Annotated in this window: 14 protein-coding genes and 1 pseudogene; 9 read left to right on the top strand and 6 right to left on the bottom strand. The window is 47.7% G+C overall.

Annotated features, from left to right (window positions below):
- The first annotated feature begins 40 nt into the window (after positions 1–40).
- Positions 41–1,597, top strand: coding sequence for an ABC-F family ATP-binding cassette domain-containing protein (locus J2T14_RS03790; protein ID WP_307205394.1), 1,557 nt, complete (start codon positions 41–43; stop codon positions 1,595–1,597).
- Between the two features lie 55 nt (positions 1,598–1,652).
- Here J2T14_RS03790 and J2T14_RS03785 read toward each other — a convergent pair whose 3' ends face one another.
- Positions 1,653–2,444, bottom strand: a complete 792-nt coding sequence (locus J2T14_RS03785; RefSeq protein WP_307467874.1) for a CAP domain-containing protein — start codon at positions 2,442–2,444, stop codon at positions 1,653–1,655.
- A 251-nt stretch (positions 2,445–2,695) separates the two neighbouring features.
- Here J2T14_RS03785 and J2T14_RS03780 point away from each other — a divergent pair, with 251 nt between their 5' ends.
- The 3 genes from J2T14_RS03780 to J2T14_RS03770 all read left to right on the top strand — a co-directional run bounded on the left by J2T14_RS03780 (position 2,696) and on the right by J2T14_RS03770 (position 6,349).
- Positions 2,696–3,475, top strand: a complete 780-nt coding sequence (locus J2T14_RS03780) for a phytoene/squalene synthase family protein (protein WP_307205392.1) — start codon at positions 2,696–2,698, stop codon at positions 3,473–3,475.
- A gap of 215 nt (positions 3,476–3,690) precedes the next feature.
- Positions 3,691–5,178, top strand: a complete 1,488-nt coding sequence (locus J2T14_RS03775) for a DHA2 family efflux MFS transporter permease subunit (RefSeq protein ID WP_307467871.1) — start codon at positions 3,691–3,693, stop codon at positions 5,176–5,178.
- A gap of 172 nt (positions 5,179–5,350) precedes the next feature.
- Positions 5,351–6,349 (top strand): glycoside hydrolase family 113, encoded by a 999-nt coding sequence (locus J2T14_RS03770; RefSeq protein WP_307467869.1) that lies wholly within the window; start codon positions 5,351–5,353, stop codon positions 6,347–6,349.
- A 265-nt stretch (positions 6,350–6,614) separates the two neighbouring features.
- On the opposite strand, the gene nagZ is transcribed toward J2T14_RS03770, so the two are convergent.
- Together nagZ and J2T14_RS03760 are read right to left on the bottom strand one after the other, a co-directional pair.
- Entirely contained in the window at positions 6,615–7,904 is a 1,290-nt protein-coding gene (gene nagZ / locus J2T14_RS03765) for a beta-N-acetylhexosaminidase (protein WP_307467868.1), read from the bottom strand.
- A 246-nt stretch (positions 7,905–8,150) separates the two neighbouring features.
- Complete coding sequence (locus J2T14_RS03760) at positions 8,151–8,513, bottom strand: IDEAL domain-containing protein (protein ID WP_307467864.1); 363 nt, start codon at positions 8,511–8,513, stop codon at positions 8,151–8,153.
- Positions 8,514–8,760: 247 nt separating this feature from the next.
- On the opposite strand from J2T14_RS03760, the gene J2T14_RS03755 reads away from it, so the two are divergent.
- A complete protein-coding gene (locus J2T14_RS03755) occupies positions 8,761–9,882 on the top strand; it encodes an NADH-dependent flavin oxidoreductase (protein ID WP_307467861.1) in 1,122 nt (373 codons plus the stop codon).
- A 77-nt stretch (positions 9,883–9,959) separates the two neighbouring features.
- Here J2T14_RS03755 and csaA read toward each other — a convergent pair whose 3' ends face one another.
- Positions 9,960–10,289: a chaperone CsaA gene (gene csaA, locus J2T14_RS03750; RefSeq protein ID WP_307467858.1), complete on the bottom strand. Its 330-nt coding sequence runs from the start codon at positions 10,287–10,289 to the stop codon at positions 9,960–9,962.
- Positions 10,290–10,508: 219 nt separating this feature from the next.
- Here csaA and J2T14_RS03745 point away from each other — a divergent pair, with 219 nt between their 5' ends.
- From J2T14_RS03745 to J2T14_RS03735, 3 genes are all read left to right on the top strand, one after another.
- Entirely contained in the window at positions 10,509–11,039 is a 531-nt protein-coding gene (locus tag J2T14_RS03745; RefSeq protein ID WP_307205384.1) for a hypothetical protein, read from the top strand.
- On the top strand, positions 11,020–11,202 hold the full coding sequence (locus J2T14_RS03740) for a hypothetical protein (protein ID WP_307205383.1): 183 nt from the start codon (positions 11,020–11,022) through the stop codon (positions 11,200–11,202). The genes J2T14_RS03745 and J2T14_RS03740 overlap by 20 nt, the downstream gene beginning before the upstream one ends.
- A 366-nt stretch (positions 11,203–11,568) precedes the next feature.
- The gene (locus J2T14_RS03735) at positions 11,569–11,877 is read left to right on the top strand and encodes a hypothetical protein (RefSeq protein ID WP_307467854.1); all 309 of its coding nucleotides are present in this window, start codon (positions 11,569–11,571) and stop codon (positions 11,875–11,877) included.
- Between the two features lie 60 nt (positions 11,878–11,937).
- Here J2T14_RS03735 and J2T14_RS03730 read toward each other — a convergent pair whose 3' ends face one another.
- Both J2T14_RS03730 and J2T14_RS03725 read right to left on the bottom strand, forming a co-directional pair.
- Positions 11,938–12,615, bottom strand: a complete 678-nt coding sequence (locus J2T14_RS03730) for a class I SAM-dependent methyltransferase (RefSeq protein WP_373458097.1) — start codon at positions 12,613–12,615, stop codon at positions 11,938–11,940.
- Between the two features lie 8 nt (positions 12,616–12,623).
- A pseudogene (locus tag J2T14_RS03725) lies at positions 12,624–13,680 on the bottom strand (IS1595 family transposase).
- Between the two features lie 113 nt (positions 13,681–13,793).
- On the opposite strand from J2T14_RS03725, the gene J2T14_RS03720 reads away from it, so the two are divergent.
- A complete protein-coding gene (locus J2T14_RS03720; protein WP_307467849.1) occupies positions 13,794–14,141 on the top strand; it encodes a hypothetical protein in 348 nt (115 codons plus the stop codon).
- The last annotated feature ends 149 nt before the right edge of the window (positions 14,142–14,290 follow it).

Below are 14,290 nucleotides of genomic sequence, written 5' to 3'. Positions count from 1 at the left end.
TATAACGAGACTATTATTATAGAAGAAAAGGTGTTAATCGATGAGCATATTGAACGTAGAGAGATTAAGCCACGGCTTCGGGGATCGTGCGATCTTCAACAACGTGTCGTTCCGCTTGCTTAAGGGCGAGCATATCGGGCTGATCGGCGCCAACGGCGAAGGCAAGTCCACCTTCATGAACATTATTACAGGCAAGCTTCAGCCGGATGACGGCAAGGTCGAGTGGTCCAGAAGGATGCGCGTCGGTTACCTTGACCAGCATGCGGTATTAAGTAAAGGCATGACGATGCGCGACGTGCTGAAGGGAGCGTTCCAATACTTGTTCGATCTGGAGCAAGAGATGAACGACAGCTACGCACGGATGGGCGACGTAACGCCGGAGGAGCTCGAGCAATTGCTTGAGGATGTCGGCACGATTCAAGATACGCTGACGAATCAGGATTTCTATATGATCGATGCGAAGATCGATGAGACGGCTCGCGGTCTCGGACTAACGGACATCGGCTTGGATAAGGACGTCAATGACCTGAGCGGCGGCCAGCGTACGAAGGTGCTTCTCGCCAAGCTCTTGCTCGAGAAGCCGGACGTGCTTCTGCTCGACGAGCCGACCAACTACTTGGACGAACAGCATATCGAGTGGCTGAAACGGTATTTGCAAGAATACGAAAATGCATTCATTCTGATCTCGCATGATATTCCGTTCCTGGACAGCGTCATTAACTTGATCTACCATATGGAAAATCAAGAGCTGAACCGTTACGTAGGCGACTATAGCCACTTCCAGCAGGTGCACGAAATGAAAAAGCAGCAGCTTGAATCGGCCTACAAACGTCAGCAGCAGGAGATCGCGGACTTGAAGGATTTCGTTGCGCGGAACAAAGCGAGCGTAGCGACCCGCAACATGGCGATGTCCAGACAGAAGAAGCTGGACAAGATGGAAGTGATCGAGCTTGCGGCCGAGAAGCCGAAGCCGCAATTCAACTTCAAGGACGCGAGGGCATCCGGCAAGCTTATCTTCGAGTCGAAAGATCTTGTAATCGGTTATGACAGCCCGCTCTCCAGACCGCTTGATTTGCGTATGGAACGCGGACAGAAGATTGCGCTTGTCGGGGCGAACGGCATCGGCAAAACGACGCTCATGCGCAGCATCCTTGGCGAAATTCCCGCACTGGAAGGAACGGTCGAGCGCGGCGAGCACCAATACATCGGCTACTTCGAGCAAGAGATGAAGGAAGCGAATTACAACACGTGTATCGAAGAGGTATGGAAGGAGTTCCCTTCCTTTACCCAATTCGAAGTGCGTGCGGCGCTTGCCAAATGCGGTCTGACGACGAAGCATATCGAGAGCAAGATCGCGGTGCTGAGCGGCGGCGAGAAAGCGAAAGTTCGTCTATGCAAGCTTATTAACCGCGAGACGAACCTGCTCGTGCTCGACGAGCCTACGAACCATTTGGATGTCGATGCGAAGGATGAGCTGAAGCGTGCGCTTAAAGCTTATAAAGGCAGCATCCTGCTTATTTCCCACGAGCCTGAATTTTATCGGGATGTCGTAACGGAAACATGGAATTGCGAATCCTGGACGACGAAAGTTTTTTAAAGATTAAAAAAAGAAAGCCTGCCTGACCGTTGTCAGACAGGCTTTCTGCTTCTACCTAGCCGATAAACTCCTGTACCCATTCGCCCTTGTAGTAAGCGACGCCGATCTTCGTGAAGCTCGACTTGAGAATATTCGCCCGATGCCCAGGGCTGTTCATCCAGTCGGTCATTACTTGCTGCGGGGTCGGCTGGCCTTTGGCAATATTTTCGCCGGCATATTGATAAGTGATGCCGAATTGGCGCATCATATCGAATGGCGACCCATACGTCGGCGAGTTATGATCAAAGTAGTTGTTGTCGTACATGTCCTTCGCTTTAACCATGGCCATATTGGCAAGCTTCGCATCCATGCTCAGCGCACCTAGACCTGCGCTCTGACGTTGCGCATTAACGAGCTTCAGCACTTCCTGCTCGAAGTCGCCCGTGCCTTGGTTCGTTCCAGTATTTGGCTTCGTATTCGGAGCGTCCGTGACAGTTGGAGCTGGCGTATAAGTTGGGTTTTGCACGTTATTTCCATTTCCAATTCCATTTCCATAGTTACCGTCATTCGTATTTCCTTCCGGATAGCCAATCTGTATCCTACCCATCAGCCAGTCTGGCAGGTTGATCGGTGCTTGTCTCGTTCTCATCGTATTGTCGGGCTGTCCGTACGGATAAGTTAGGGATGAAGAAAAGGTTCCTTTTTGCGAATTGATCTTCATATTCGTATCCGTACGCGGAACGGCATCCGTATTCGAATAGTTGTTAATCCTCATTTGCTCGCCTGTCGATTGCTTCTGAACCGTATCTGGCGTGGAGGAACAAGCTGTAACGAGCAATAAAGCAGCTAGCGCAACGTATTTCTTCATGAAATTCGATCAGCTCCTCGGCAAAGTATAATGTTGTACGGGATCGGCATTATGGTTGCCAGTTCGAGCTGCGGCTATCCCGTATTTCGGAGTCAAACGATGCCAATTCATTTATCTTTGCTAAGCGATGCTGTATATTATTTCAGAATGACGTTGAAACTAGAATGAAATATGTTATCATAAATGAAAGTGATTAATCAAGCAAAAAGCAAAGCTGCTTTGTGGAAGGAGTAGTAACCCTGAACGCCGCAATGAAGATGTTGAAAAAGACGAGCCGTACTTTTTTTATTCCCATTAACCGTTTGAAAGCAGGCTTGAAGGAAGCTGTAAGCTCTGCTTATTTATGTATGAGGGCGATCGATGAAATTGAGGATCACGAGACGCTACCCGATGATCTGAAAGTTGAATTGCTGCTTGCGATCCATGAGGCGTTCCAGTCCGAGGATGTTATTGGCAAGACGCAACAAGTGCTTGCTCCGCATAGCGAGGTGCTGCCGGAAGTAACGATGCAGCTTCATGACTGGGCTTTGTTGTGCCCGCCTACGGTTGCGCCGGTCGTGTATCGTTATATTTCGAAGATGTCCAAGCAAATGGCCGATTGGGTACATACGAGCTGGAACATCGATACGGAAGACGATCTGGATCGTTATACGTACAGCGTAGCCGGCATGGTTGGCGAGATGCTCTCCGAAATTTGGCTCTGGTTCGACGGAACGAAAAGCGATTTTGCGAAAGCGGTTGCGTTCGGCAGAGGACTGCAGGCCGTTAATATTTTGCGCAATCGCAAGGAAGACTTGGAACGAGGGGTAGACTTCTTCCCGAACGGCTGGGGCTCCGAGGAAATGATCAAATATACACGCCGCAACTTGAAGCTTGCCGATGCATATATCGTTGATTTGAAGGGTGGACCGGCACTTGAATTCTGCAAAATACCGCTCACTTTAGCCCATGCGACCGTTAATCTTATTGCTGCGGGAGGCAATAAGCTGACGAGAGACACCGTTATGAAACTAGTGAACAATATTACGTAACCATGCAAGGCGCATTCGTAGACATAAAAGCGATTAGACCTAATCTCACTCTAATAGAGTAAGATTAGGTCTTTTTCGTCCATTAAAAGAATCTTCCCAAAAATACTTTAAAGCTAAAATAAATTACTTTACAACTAAAGTATTTTGGAGTAGCATACATCATATCGTCAAGATTGAAGACAGAACTATAGAGAAAAAGGTGTGAAGAGAACGATATGAAACAAACCGATCTTAACCATGTGCGCTTCTGGCCGGTCATGCTTGCGATCTTTATCGGATCATTCCTGTGCGTGCTTGCTTCAGCTAGCATTAACCTTGCATTGGAGCCGCTCAAGGATCATTTTCAAACGACCTTAGGTTCGGTGCAATGGACGTTAACCGGGTTCATGCTCGCTATGGGCACGACGGCGCCTATCGCCGGATACTTGGGAGAGAAGCTAAGCTATAGACGCTTGTATTTGTACTCCTTAATCGGCTTTACGCTTGCATCGGTGCTGTGCGCGGCAGCATGGAGCGAAGGTTCGCTTATCGCGTTCCGCGTTTTGCAAGGCGCGTTCAGCGGCCTGATTATTCCGGCTACGATGTCTATTATTTATCAAATTATACCGAAGGAAAGACAAGCGATGGCCGTGGCTTTCTGGGGCTTGTCTGCGATGCTCGCTCCAGCATTCGGACCGACGATCAGCGGTTGGGTACTGGAAAACTTGAATTGGCAATGGCTCTTCCTCATGAACATTCCGATTGGACTTATCGCGATCGGTTTCGTTTACGCCTATATTCCTTACTATCGCATGAATGTGCCAAAATCGTTCGACGGTTTCGGTTTTATTACCGTTATCATTAGCAGCTCGTCTCTGCTGTTGGCGCTTGGGCAAGGCCATAGCTGGGGATGGAGCTCGGTCAAAGTCGTCGGCTTGTTCGTTCTCGGCGGCGTTTCGCTTGTATTGTTCATCTGGCGCGAATTAACGGCGGAGACCCCGTTGTTGAACCTGCGAGTGTTCGCGAATGGACGCTTTACGCTGAATGCAGTCATCGCGAACATTATTACGATCAGCCTCTATTCGGGAACGCTGCTGACGCCGGTGTTCCTGCAGCGCATTCAGCATGTATCGGCGATGGATACAGGGATGATCCTGCTGCCGGCTTCGCTCGCAATGGCATTGCTGATGCCGGTCGTCGGCAAGTTGTACGGCATTATCGGCCCGCGCTGGCTCATGTCGATCGGCATTTTGCTGCTGTCGGTCGGTACGCTTGCGCTCAGCTGGCTTAGCATTGATGTGTCCCATTCATACGTCATCTGGTGGATGGTCGTTCGAAATCTCGGTATTGCCTTCGTCGTGATGCCGTCCAGCAACGCAGCCATGGAGCAAATTCCGGCGGAGCTGTCCGGCCACGCCTCGGCGATTACGAACTGGACGAGGAACGTATTCGGTTCGTTCGCAATTGCGATCTTTACGACGATGCTTACTTCAAGATCGATTGGGCATGCCGGGGAATTCGTGAAGGCAGGCGATACGGATCCGCTGCATATCGAAATGATGTCCTTCACGATGAGCGTTAATGATGTCTATGTGGTAGCGACGTTTATTGCCATAGCTGCATTGCCGCTTAGCTTGTTCGTCGGGAAGATCAAACGGGGAGCGCCGGTGGACAAAGGGAAGCCGGTTGAAAGTAATTTAACAGCGAGAGTCGCGTCGAAATAAAGGTGTAAGACAAGAGAGCAGACTGCTTTGGAGCGGTCTGTTCTCTTTTTGTTTGTTTCGATGATCGATCAAGTATTATTCCATATTTAGTCCGCATTGTTCCATTTACGGACGTTTCACCGCGGATTAGTATGAGAGGGACTGCAGATGTAACATTAGGAGGTTTTTTTCCATGACAACCCCCCCTTTTTTCAAAGGGATGACTTATGGCTGGGGCTCGAAGCGCGGAGAGTATCGCAAGCCATACGCCGTAGATTCGCTGCGCAAGCTGAGCGACACGGGCAGCGAGTGGATCGCGTTATCGTTCTGGACATTCCAGGACACGATTCATTCGACGGACATTAGCTTCGATTACGGTTATACGGTAACCGATAGAGATATTGAATTTGCAGTGAAGCAAGCGAAGAGCTTAGGGCTCAAGGTATGTCTGAAACCGGTCGTCAATTCGCGGGATGGGATTTGGCGGGCGCATATCGGGTTTCCGAGCGACAGCGAGGCTGCCCCTTATTGGGAGAAGTGGTTTGCTTCGTATTCGAATTTCATATGTCATTACGCAGAGCTTGCCGAAGAGCTTGGCTGCGAGATGTTGTGCATCGGCTGCGAGATGGTGAAGACGGAATCGCGCACCGAGCAGTGGCGCGAACTTATTGCCAAGCTCCGCGGCATTTACGGCGGACCGATTATTTATAACGCGAATCATGGGAAGGAGGAAGGCATCGACTGGTTCGACGCCGTCGATTATATCGGCACAAGCGCATACTATCCGGTTGGCAAGAAGCCCGGAGACAGCGTGGAGTCGATGATCGCGAGCTGGGAACTGCATAAGCCCCGCCTTGCCGCGTTGTCGGCGAAGTTCAATAAGCCGGTCGTATTCATGGAGATCGGTTGCCGGAGCGCGCTAGGCTGTGCAACGATGCCTTGGGACTTCACCCATAAGGAGCTGCCTGCAAGCGAGTCGGAGCAAGCTAATTTCTACCGATCCACGCTTCACGTATTCTGGAATGAGCCGTGGTTCGGCGGGTTCTTCTGGTGGGATTGGAACGCGAGGCTTTACGCGGCGGAAGAAGCGGCGTCGAACCGGGGATTCGATATTTATGGAAAACAGGCAGAGCGAGTGTTGAAGGAATATTATGCAAAACCTTGGGTGAAGGAGCAAGAGATAACACCATGAATTTCCCCTAAAGACCGCAACAAAGAGGAACTTTCAATGACGAACGTTCCTCTTTGCTACACAATAACGGTACAATTTCCTGTTAATTTAACCCAATACATCAATTTCACCTTGAAAGCAAGATATTCCTGCTATTAGCTTGGTTGTCAAAATAACGTGGGATTAAAGGGAAAAATTCCAGTTAATACTACAGTAGTCAAGCTACACCGATGAGGTTCAGCAGGTTAATCAACAAGAAAATTCACAATCGCAGCTGATCAATCGTTTATTTGTTTAAGTTCAAAGCTTCCTTGAACGCGTTATTTATCCCTTCAATATCGATATCGTTGATAGGCCCATCGCTCTCACTCAGCGCATACTTGGCTTTCAGAGCCAATATCCGATGAACATGCGCATTGATCATTTCTTCCGTTAAATCTCCTTCGGCGGCACTTGCTTTAAGCGCATTAAGTACCTTTATCTGCTTAACGTTGTCATGCCCAACCAATACGATATCCGTGCCGGCCAGAACGGAGCGAACGGCAGCCTCGCCGATATCGTTATGATTAACGATGCCGCCCATCGTCATATCATCAGTCATGACAACGCCGTCGTAACCGAGCTCGTCCCGAAGCAAATCCGTGATGATTCGTTTGGATAAGGAAGCCGGGTTCGCGTCGTCGAGAGATGGAATAAGAAGGTGAGCGACCATGACGGCATCGGCATCCTGGGCGATCGCTTCCTTGAATGGCAGCAGCTCGAACTTCTTCAGCTCGGAAAGGCTCTTGCCGATGACAGGCAGCTCCAGATGAGAATCGACTGACGTATCGCCATGACCGGGAAAATGCTTGACGACGGCAGCGATATCACTTGACCGAAGTCCCTCCATGGTCTCGATCCCATGACGAATGACCGTGTCTGCATCCGAGCCAAATGAACGGTTGCCAATGACCGGATTGTCCGGATTGCTGTTAATATCGAGAACAGGGGCGAAGTCCATATTGAAGCCGAGCGACTTCAGGGCCAGACCCGTAGCTTGGCCGACCGCCTGCGTATAATTCTCGTTATCCGCAGCTCCCATGGACTTTGCTGTAGGCATGGCGACGAACGCTTTCGGCAAACGGTTTACCTTGCCGCCTTCCTGGTCGACGCTTAGCCACAACGGGACTTTATTCGTTTCGTTCTTTGACTTCAGCGCATTCAGCAGCGAAACAATCTGGTCAGCGTTGTTCATATTGTCCTTGTACAAAATAAAACCGCCAATCTTGTTCTTATTAATCATGTTTATTGCGTCTTTATCGGCTCTCGTGCCTTCTAGTCCGATAATGACCATCTGGCCGATCTTCTCCTCAAGAGTCATCCCATCGATCTGTTCCTGAATGGGGTCGACGGCTGGCTTTGCCGTTTCGGTCGGAGGCGGTTCTGTATGGGTGGAGGCTGTTGCGGTTGGTCGGGTCGTCTCGCTTGGCGATGAATCATTAGGTTTGTCAGTGTTGTTGTTCGAGCCCGTGCCGCAGCCCGCGATGATGAAACAAACAGCAAGCAGTACAAGAAGAGTGATCGTCTTTCTAGCCATAATAAATCCCTCCATTGTTGCAATACGTCAAAATAAGGTCTCTTAGAGTAACCGTGCCGTGATCCTGGTCTGCATTTATTATTGTAATCAATGCAGCCAGTCGATACAAATTCAATACGCTTCAAGCCGAAACTGGCTTTTGTAAAAGATCCCGGATTGGTTGAACGAGACAAGGAGGGAATACTAAGCTAATGGGCGTACAAACAAAGAGGCAAGCGGGCATAATCGCCAGCTTGCCTCTTCTTCTTATATAAACGACGTTAGTCGGGAATGCTTAGCGTTGTCCTTGTTGCGGCTGTCGTAGTTGTCGTGAAGCTTCACGGCCTGCAACTGATCGGTCAACTCCATGAACCAAGCTTCGTCTCTCGTCGCCAAAGCAATGTCGATCATGCTAAGCAACTGCTCAGCGTTCATTTGCGCATCCTCGGGAATTTTTTTGATCCAATGCTCGCGGACGGTGGTTGCTTTGCCTACTGCCTCTTCATTGTCCGATTTAATGACTTGTACGGTGACGATGCCTTCAAGAGTATCGATGTGCTCGATAAATCCTTGAATTAATTCTCCGTTGCTCGTTCTTCCTTGCACCCAATCGCTCGTTTCCAATCTCATCTTCTCCACCGCCCTTATTCGTTTATGTTGCAACTGTAATCGAAGTTGTTACTGTAATAATATAATATACAGTTGCGGCTGTCAAGTGTGAAATGCACAATTTTCGGAGTACAGGAAAGTGTAACAATTTCGCTTACGCTTTATGTCTTGACAGTTCAACTGTATCATAATATAGTACAGTATACAAATTAGTTACAGTTCGGGACTGAAGCTATGCATGTATTTATATATAAAGAGGAGTGTTCAAATGAAAGAACAATACAAGCCTTTGTTCGAGAGCTTTACCTTCAAGAGCGGCGTTCATGTGAAAAATAAAATCGTCATGGCCCCGATGACGAATTTCTCTTCTCGCGAGGACGGATCGGTATCCGATGATGAGGTTCGATATTATGAACGTAGATCAAACGGCGTAGGAATGGTTATTACAGCTTGCATCTACGTATCGCCGAACGGCAAGGGCTTCCCCGGCCAATTCGCCGGCGACCGCGACGAGATGATTCCAAGCATGAAACGACTGGCCGCTTCCATTAAGGAGAAGGGCGCTAAGGCGGTGCTTCAAATCTATCATGGAGGCAGAGAGTGCCCGGTTGCCTTAGTACCCGGCGGCGATGTCGTTAGCGCAAGCGCGGTTGCTTCCGAGCAAAATGGAGGCGTAGTGCCAAGAGAGCTCGCGGAGACTGAAATCGAAGCGATCGTGGGCGATTTCGGAGCTGCGACGAGACGGGCTATTGAAGCGGGATTCGACGGCGTGGAAATTCACGGCGCGAACGGATATCTCCTGCAGCAGTTTTTCTCCGAGCAATCAAATAAGAGGAATGACCGTTTCGGCGGCGATATCGATAGACGGCTTGCCTTTCCGTTAGCTATCGTCGATGAAGTGAAGCGCGTTGTTGGGGAACATGCGAAGGAGCCGTTCCTAGTCGGCTACCGGTTCTTGCCTGAAGAAGCGACAACCCCTGGCATTACGATGGAGCATACGTTCCGATTGGTGGATGAATTGGCGGCGAAGGAGCTGGACTACCTGCATATATCGTTAATGGAGGCGGATTCGCTTCCAAGGCGCGGCGCTGAACCTACAAAATCCCGGCTGGCGTGGATTCAAGATCGGGTAGGGCATCTCGTTCCCATCATCGGAGTAGGTTCGATCCGCACGCCGGAGGAAGCGCTTCGTACGCTTGACGTCGTGCCGTTTGTCGCCATTGGGCGTGAGCTCATTATGGAGCCTGAGTGGGTGGAGAAGGTGCAAAGCGGACGCGAGGAGCAAATTCGAACGAAGCTGTCGAGAAACGGGCAAGAGGACTTGGTCGTGCCAACTCCGTTATGGGAGGTAATCGTACGGCCGACGAATTGGTTCCCGATAGGTGATTAATCGATTATGGCCAGTAACAGCGGTTGCCAAGGCGATGCATGCGCATCGGCTTCGGCAGCCGCTGTTGTTTTATTGCATTAAGCAACGGGAGTGCCATTCTTAACCGGCCGATCCGGCCTTAGAAGCACCACATCGCCATTCTCTGGCGTTCCGCCTATTACGAGCACTTCGGATTTGAATCCGGCAATTCGTCTTGGCGGAAAGTTGACGACGGTCGCTACTTGCCGCCCGATCAGCATCTCCGGCTCGTACCTGCGCGTAATCTGCGCCGAAGTCCGCTTGATGCCAAGCTCCCCGAAATCAATCTCCAGCTTAATAGCCGGCTTGCGCGCTTCGGGAAACGGTTCTGCTCCCAGCACCGTACCGATTCGAATATCCAGCTTCGTAAAATCCTCTATTGTTGCCACAGCCTATGCCCCCTTGCGTTTCTCCGCTTTATTTTACGATAATGCTTCCCCTGTTCCAAAGGAAAAAATGGTTCATAACGATTCTTTTTTGTACGCTGGTCAACGAAAAAATAGTTCTAATCGGAGCGTAAACCGCTATAACTAAATAACATGGATTAAACCGGCGTTCGAAGGCAAGCGTGGGGACGTTGTCTGAAAATGTGAAAATATCGTTAGCGCATGGGCGAAGGGAGAGGAGGAGTTGTTCTGGAGGACATTCGGAATCTGAACGATTTCCTTGCCGTGTTCGGGCTTCCTATTGCGATGAGCCTGATCGGGGGGTTAATCGGACATTTTGTGAAAAATGGGATAGTCGAACTGCCGAAGTTCGTCATAGAATATGACGAGGAAGGGGCAAACTTCTCCGGCAGCAAGCTGATTCGGTGGGTGCAACGGCCGATACGCTTTCTTTTCTTCATGATTGGATACCGCAATGGCGGCGGCGCAAAAAAAAATATATTTTTCGATCTCGGTTTCTTCGGCGATCTGCTCATCGCTATCGGCACGGGCATCGTCGCGAAATGTACGCTTGCCATGGCCAACACCGACAATATTTATGCCGTTGTCAGCAGCTCGCTGCTGGCCGGCTATGCGGGATTGTCTTATTTGAAGGCGAAGCAAAGCAAGGAGATTGCGGATACGGTCATCGAGCAATTGGAAGTAGACAATAAAGGAAAGGAGGAGGGAGCACGTGGCGAAAGCGACAGCTAAAGTTACGCCAGACGAGATGAAGCAGCTCAAGATGCTGGCCGAAATTGTGAAAAACCCTCAACTTCCAATGTCCGACCGAAGGATAGCCAAGTCGCAGTACGAGACGATCATCAAACACGCTAAAGGCCCGAAACGCGGCATCATATCGTCATTTTCCGTATAAACAGCTAGGCGAAAGCCGCTCCTTGAGGGAGCGGTTTTTTTGTGCAGTAACTTGATTCTGCAGCAAGAAGCCATGTTGGATTTTGGCAGTAACTTTCTGCAGTTAGGGGCCTAGCCGCAAATGCATTAACTTTTTCCTAAATGCCTCGGAAACAGCTGTCTTAGGTCAAAGTTAGTGCAGAAACTCCAACATAACCCTCCAACCCTGCTACTATCGATCGAAGTTAATGCAAATATCCAACATAGCTTGTCCCATTAGCTTGAAAAACCAATATACAAAGGTATAAAAAGGAAATAAAATGAATGGGATGGGACGAGGAAAAATGGCATTCATGAGGATGATTAATAGTGGAGGTAGAGCAGGCCAATGAGAGCAATAAGCAATATCGAAATGAAAAATATTTACGTCCGATGTAAGCCGCGGATTCGTGGCATAGATGCGAAAAGGGACAGCTTAATCGATTTTAATTACCGTTTCTGCTCATCTAAGGTATATGGTGTTGTAAGCAAATCGGGCATTGGGCCATGGGCTCTTTCTTATTTGCTAACGGGACAAGTGAAACATGATTCAGGTTATATTGTTGCAGGTGATGACAGCTTGTTGAGCCAGACTCAGCTAAAACAGAGTAGTTGTTATGTCGGAGACATCATTTATAAAGGCTTTGTTAAAAAGTAATGTTGATTTCAGGTAAAAAAACAAACCACCTTCCTGGGAAAGCGGTTTGGTAAGTTTCATTTATATTTTTCCCATACAAAATACAATACCCATTGCCCAGCCCATTCTTTGAAATTTACAATTAGGCAATAACTTTCCATACAGTTCATAATATTGTTTTTCGGATATATATTTATCGGATGCTAAATGTTCAAGCCACGGCTTAGAAATGTTGTGCTTGAAAATTCTAATGGCGTTCTTTAACCCATATTTGCGAAGATGAGGAATGAACTCAAATATCGCTCCAAGAATGTAAACGTAGGTTGCAGGGGTTTCTTTCTCAGATACATTATCAAGAATAACAATTTTCCCACCATCATTTAATAGCTTTTTCATATTGTTTATAACACTCGGTATATTGTTTAGATGATGGAAAGTGGTTCTGCTCACAATTAAATCAAATTTTCTATCAAAGATAAGATTTTCTGCGTCCATATTCAAGTAGGTAGTATTTGGATGTTGCCGCTTCGCTTTAGCTATCTCAAGCATTTCACCTGAAATATCAATTCCCACTACCTCATCGAAATGAGAAGACAATTCATTAACTAATATACCTGAACCACAGCCAACATCTAATGCTCGTCCTCTATGCAAAGGAAGGTTAAACATAAAAAAAGAATAATCATTTAATAAGGTGTTCACAAAATCGTATTCTTCTGCAACTTTGTTAAATTGATTTATCGTCGTCTTCAAAAGCATTACCTCTTTTACACGTTAAATTGATAGCCTGTTAATTTATCAAGAAAAGTAGATTGACGAAGTTTACGATTGGTCTGACTCACAGAAAATAGGCAAGAAATGACCAACATGTTTTTCTTATTCGATGCTGTATTCTCATAATCCTTGCTGTCTAAATAACGAAACCAAGCCAAATAATGTTGCAAATATTTGGTTGCAACACCATTGAAGCGGTCCATCCACTTCTTCAAGCGGCTGTGATAGCTGTTTACGTTTTGGATATGGTATACGCCTTTGATACGTTGTTTTCCGTCGGACTTGAATCGGTAATGAGCCAAGCCCTTTGCATTCGCATAGGAGCTGAATGCCCGCCAGGAATCCGTGCAAAGCACGTTTGAGTCCGATAGATGACCGCCAATCGCCTCATCTAATTTCGTTGTCCGAATGCGACCACGCCCAAGAACGCCAGAGTAAGTCATTTTCTGACGGTCGCGGGCAACGAGGACACACACTTGGTCCTTGCTTATGCCACGATATTTGGCTTTTCCGCCTCGTTTACGTGGCTTGCGTTCGGTGATGTTCCGCTTGCCCTTTTCCGAGTACAAAAAGTAGGTCTCGTCCATTTCAACGATACCTTGGAATGATTCTGTTGGAATCTGTCTCAGGGCAGCAAGAATCTTATGTCGCCAGTAAAACAATGTGACATGTGTGACTTCGTCGTTTAATTGCTCGGCACATTTCCTCAGCGAATAACCCTCAATCATGCATTCAATAAAACGAACCCACACATGAGGTCGGGGTGTTTGTAAGGTCATTAAAGGTTTGGCGACAGTATTTACAACGGTAACGCTGACGTTTAACCTCTCCAGCACGTGTTTTTATGGCGTACTTCCCAAAACGAACGACAGAATGGGTTTTGCAATGCGGACAAACAAGCCCATCATTGTGCTTCTGCTCTTGGATTTCGTCAATTGCTCGAACGGGAGCCGCCACACCCTTGGTTCGGGATTGCAAAAAGAAGATAAGTTCTTGCTTACCACTATCGTCTAATGTATCAGCAAGCTTTTTTAGCTCCTTTAAATCCATAGACAAATCATCTCCGAACCGAATTGTTACCTTTATTATAGAACATTCGTTCGTAGCTATCAAATATCAACATTAAGGTTTAACAAAGCCTTTATAAAAGAAATAAGTTTGGCATGAAGTACTATCCGACTGTACAGCAATTGCTTGAAGAGGATCCAAAACTGTCTGAGGAAGCGGTTCGGAGTGCCGTTGAAGAGTTGGAGCTATCACCTTCCAGAATGAACCGTCCGCTGCATTACATAAGCAATGAAAGATGGAATGCAACGGTAGCTATCGGTCTTGCGCATGGGAAAAGTATTTTTTGCTTTCCTTATTTGGACAGTTATTGGAAAGAGAGGATAAGAGTCCGTTTAGAAATCTGTGCTGGGATTGTGAGAAGGAATCATCGCTTGATGATTATTCCATCTGATAACGAATCAGTCATTTCAGATTTGGTAGATGAAATGATTGTTCTAGAATAGAAGATTTATTCAGGGAGGCAAATATGTCGAGGATTGATTTTAAAGCATTGCTCTGGGGTATTGTTGTAGTTGTTCTTACTAGTTTTGCATTCTCAATTATTTTACACGCGGTGGTAATAGCAACGGGCTTGGAAAAATGGCAACAAGAG

It is taken from the genome of Paenibacillus harenae (genome assembly GCF_030812415.1).
In the GTDB taxonomy this organism is placed as follows: Bacteria; Bacillota; Bacilli; order Paenibacillales; family Paenibacillaceae; genus Pristimantibacillus; species Pristimantibacillus harenae_A.
The sequence above is the reverse complement of the archived record's forward strand: the minus strand, read 5'-3'. Positions and strand labels throughout refer to the sequence as shown.

Coding starts and splice junctions, on each gene's coding strand:
- J2T14_RS03790 (WP_307205394.1), top strand. CDS start 41: ATGAGCATATTGAACGTAGAGAGATTAAGCCACGGCTTCGGGGATCGT.
- J2T14_RS03785 (WP_307467874.1), bottom strand. CDS start 2,444: ATGAAGAAATACGTTGCGCTAGCTGCTTTATTGCTCGTTACAGCTTGT.
- J2T14_RS03780 (WP_307205392.1), top strand. CDS start 2,696: ATGAAGATGTTGAAAAAGACGAGCCGTACTTTTTTTATTCCCATTAAC.
- J2T14_RS03775 (WP_307467871.1), top strand. CDS start 3,691: ATGAAACAAACCGATCTTAACCATGTGCGCTTCTGGCCGGTCATGCTT.
- J2T14_RS03770 (WP_307467869.1), top strand. CDS start 5,351: ATGACAACCCCCCCTTTTTTCAAAGGGATGACTTATGGCTGGGGCTCG.
- nagZ (WP_307467868.1), bottom strand. CDS start 7,904: ATGGCTAGAAAGACGATCACTCTTCTTGTACTGCTTGCTGTTTGTTTC.
- J2T14_RS03760 (WP_307467864.1), bottom strand. CDS start 8,513: ATGAGATTGGAAACGAGCGATTGGGTGCAAGGAAGAACGAGCAACGGA.
- J2T14_RS03755 (WP_307467861.1), top strand. CDS start 8,761: ATGAAAGAACAATACAAGCCTTTGTTCGAGAGCTTTACCTTCAAGAGC.
- J2T14_RS03745 (WP_307205384.1), top strand. CDS start 10,509: ATGGGCGAAGGGAGAGGAGGAGTTGTTCTGGAGGACATTCGGAATCTG.
- J2T14_RS03735 (WP_307467854.1), top strand. CDS start 11,569: ATGAGAGCAATAAGCAATATCGAAATGAAAAATATTTACGTCCGATGT.
- J2T14_RS03730 (WP_373458097.1), bottom strand. CDS start 12,615: ATGCTTTTGAAGACGACGATAAATCAATTTAACAAAGTTGCAGAAGAA.
- J2T14_RS03720 (WP_307467849.1), top strand. CDS start 13,794: ATGAAGTACTATCCGACTGTACAGCAATTGCTTGAAGAGGATCCAAAA.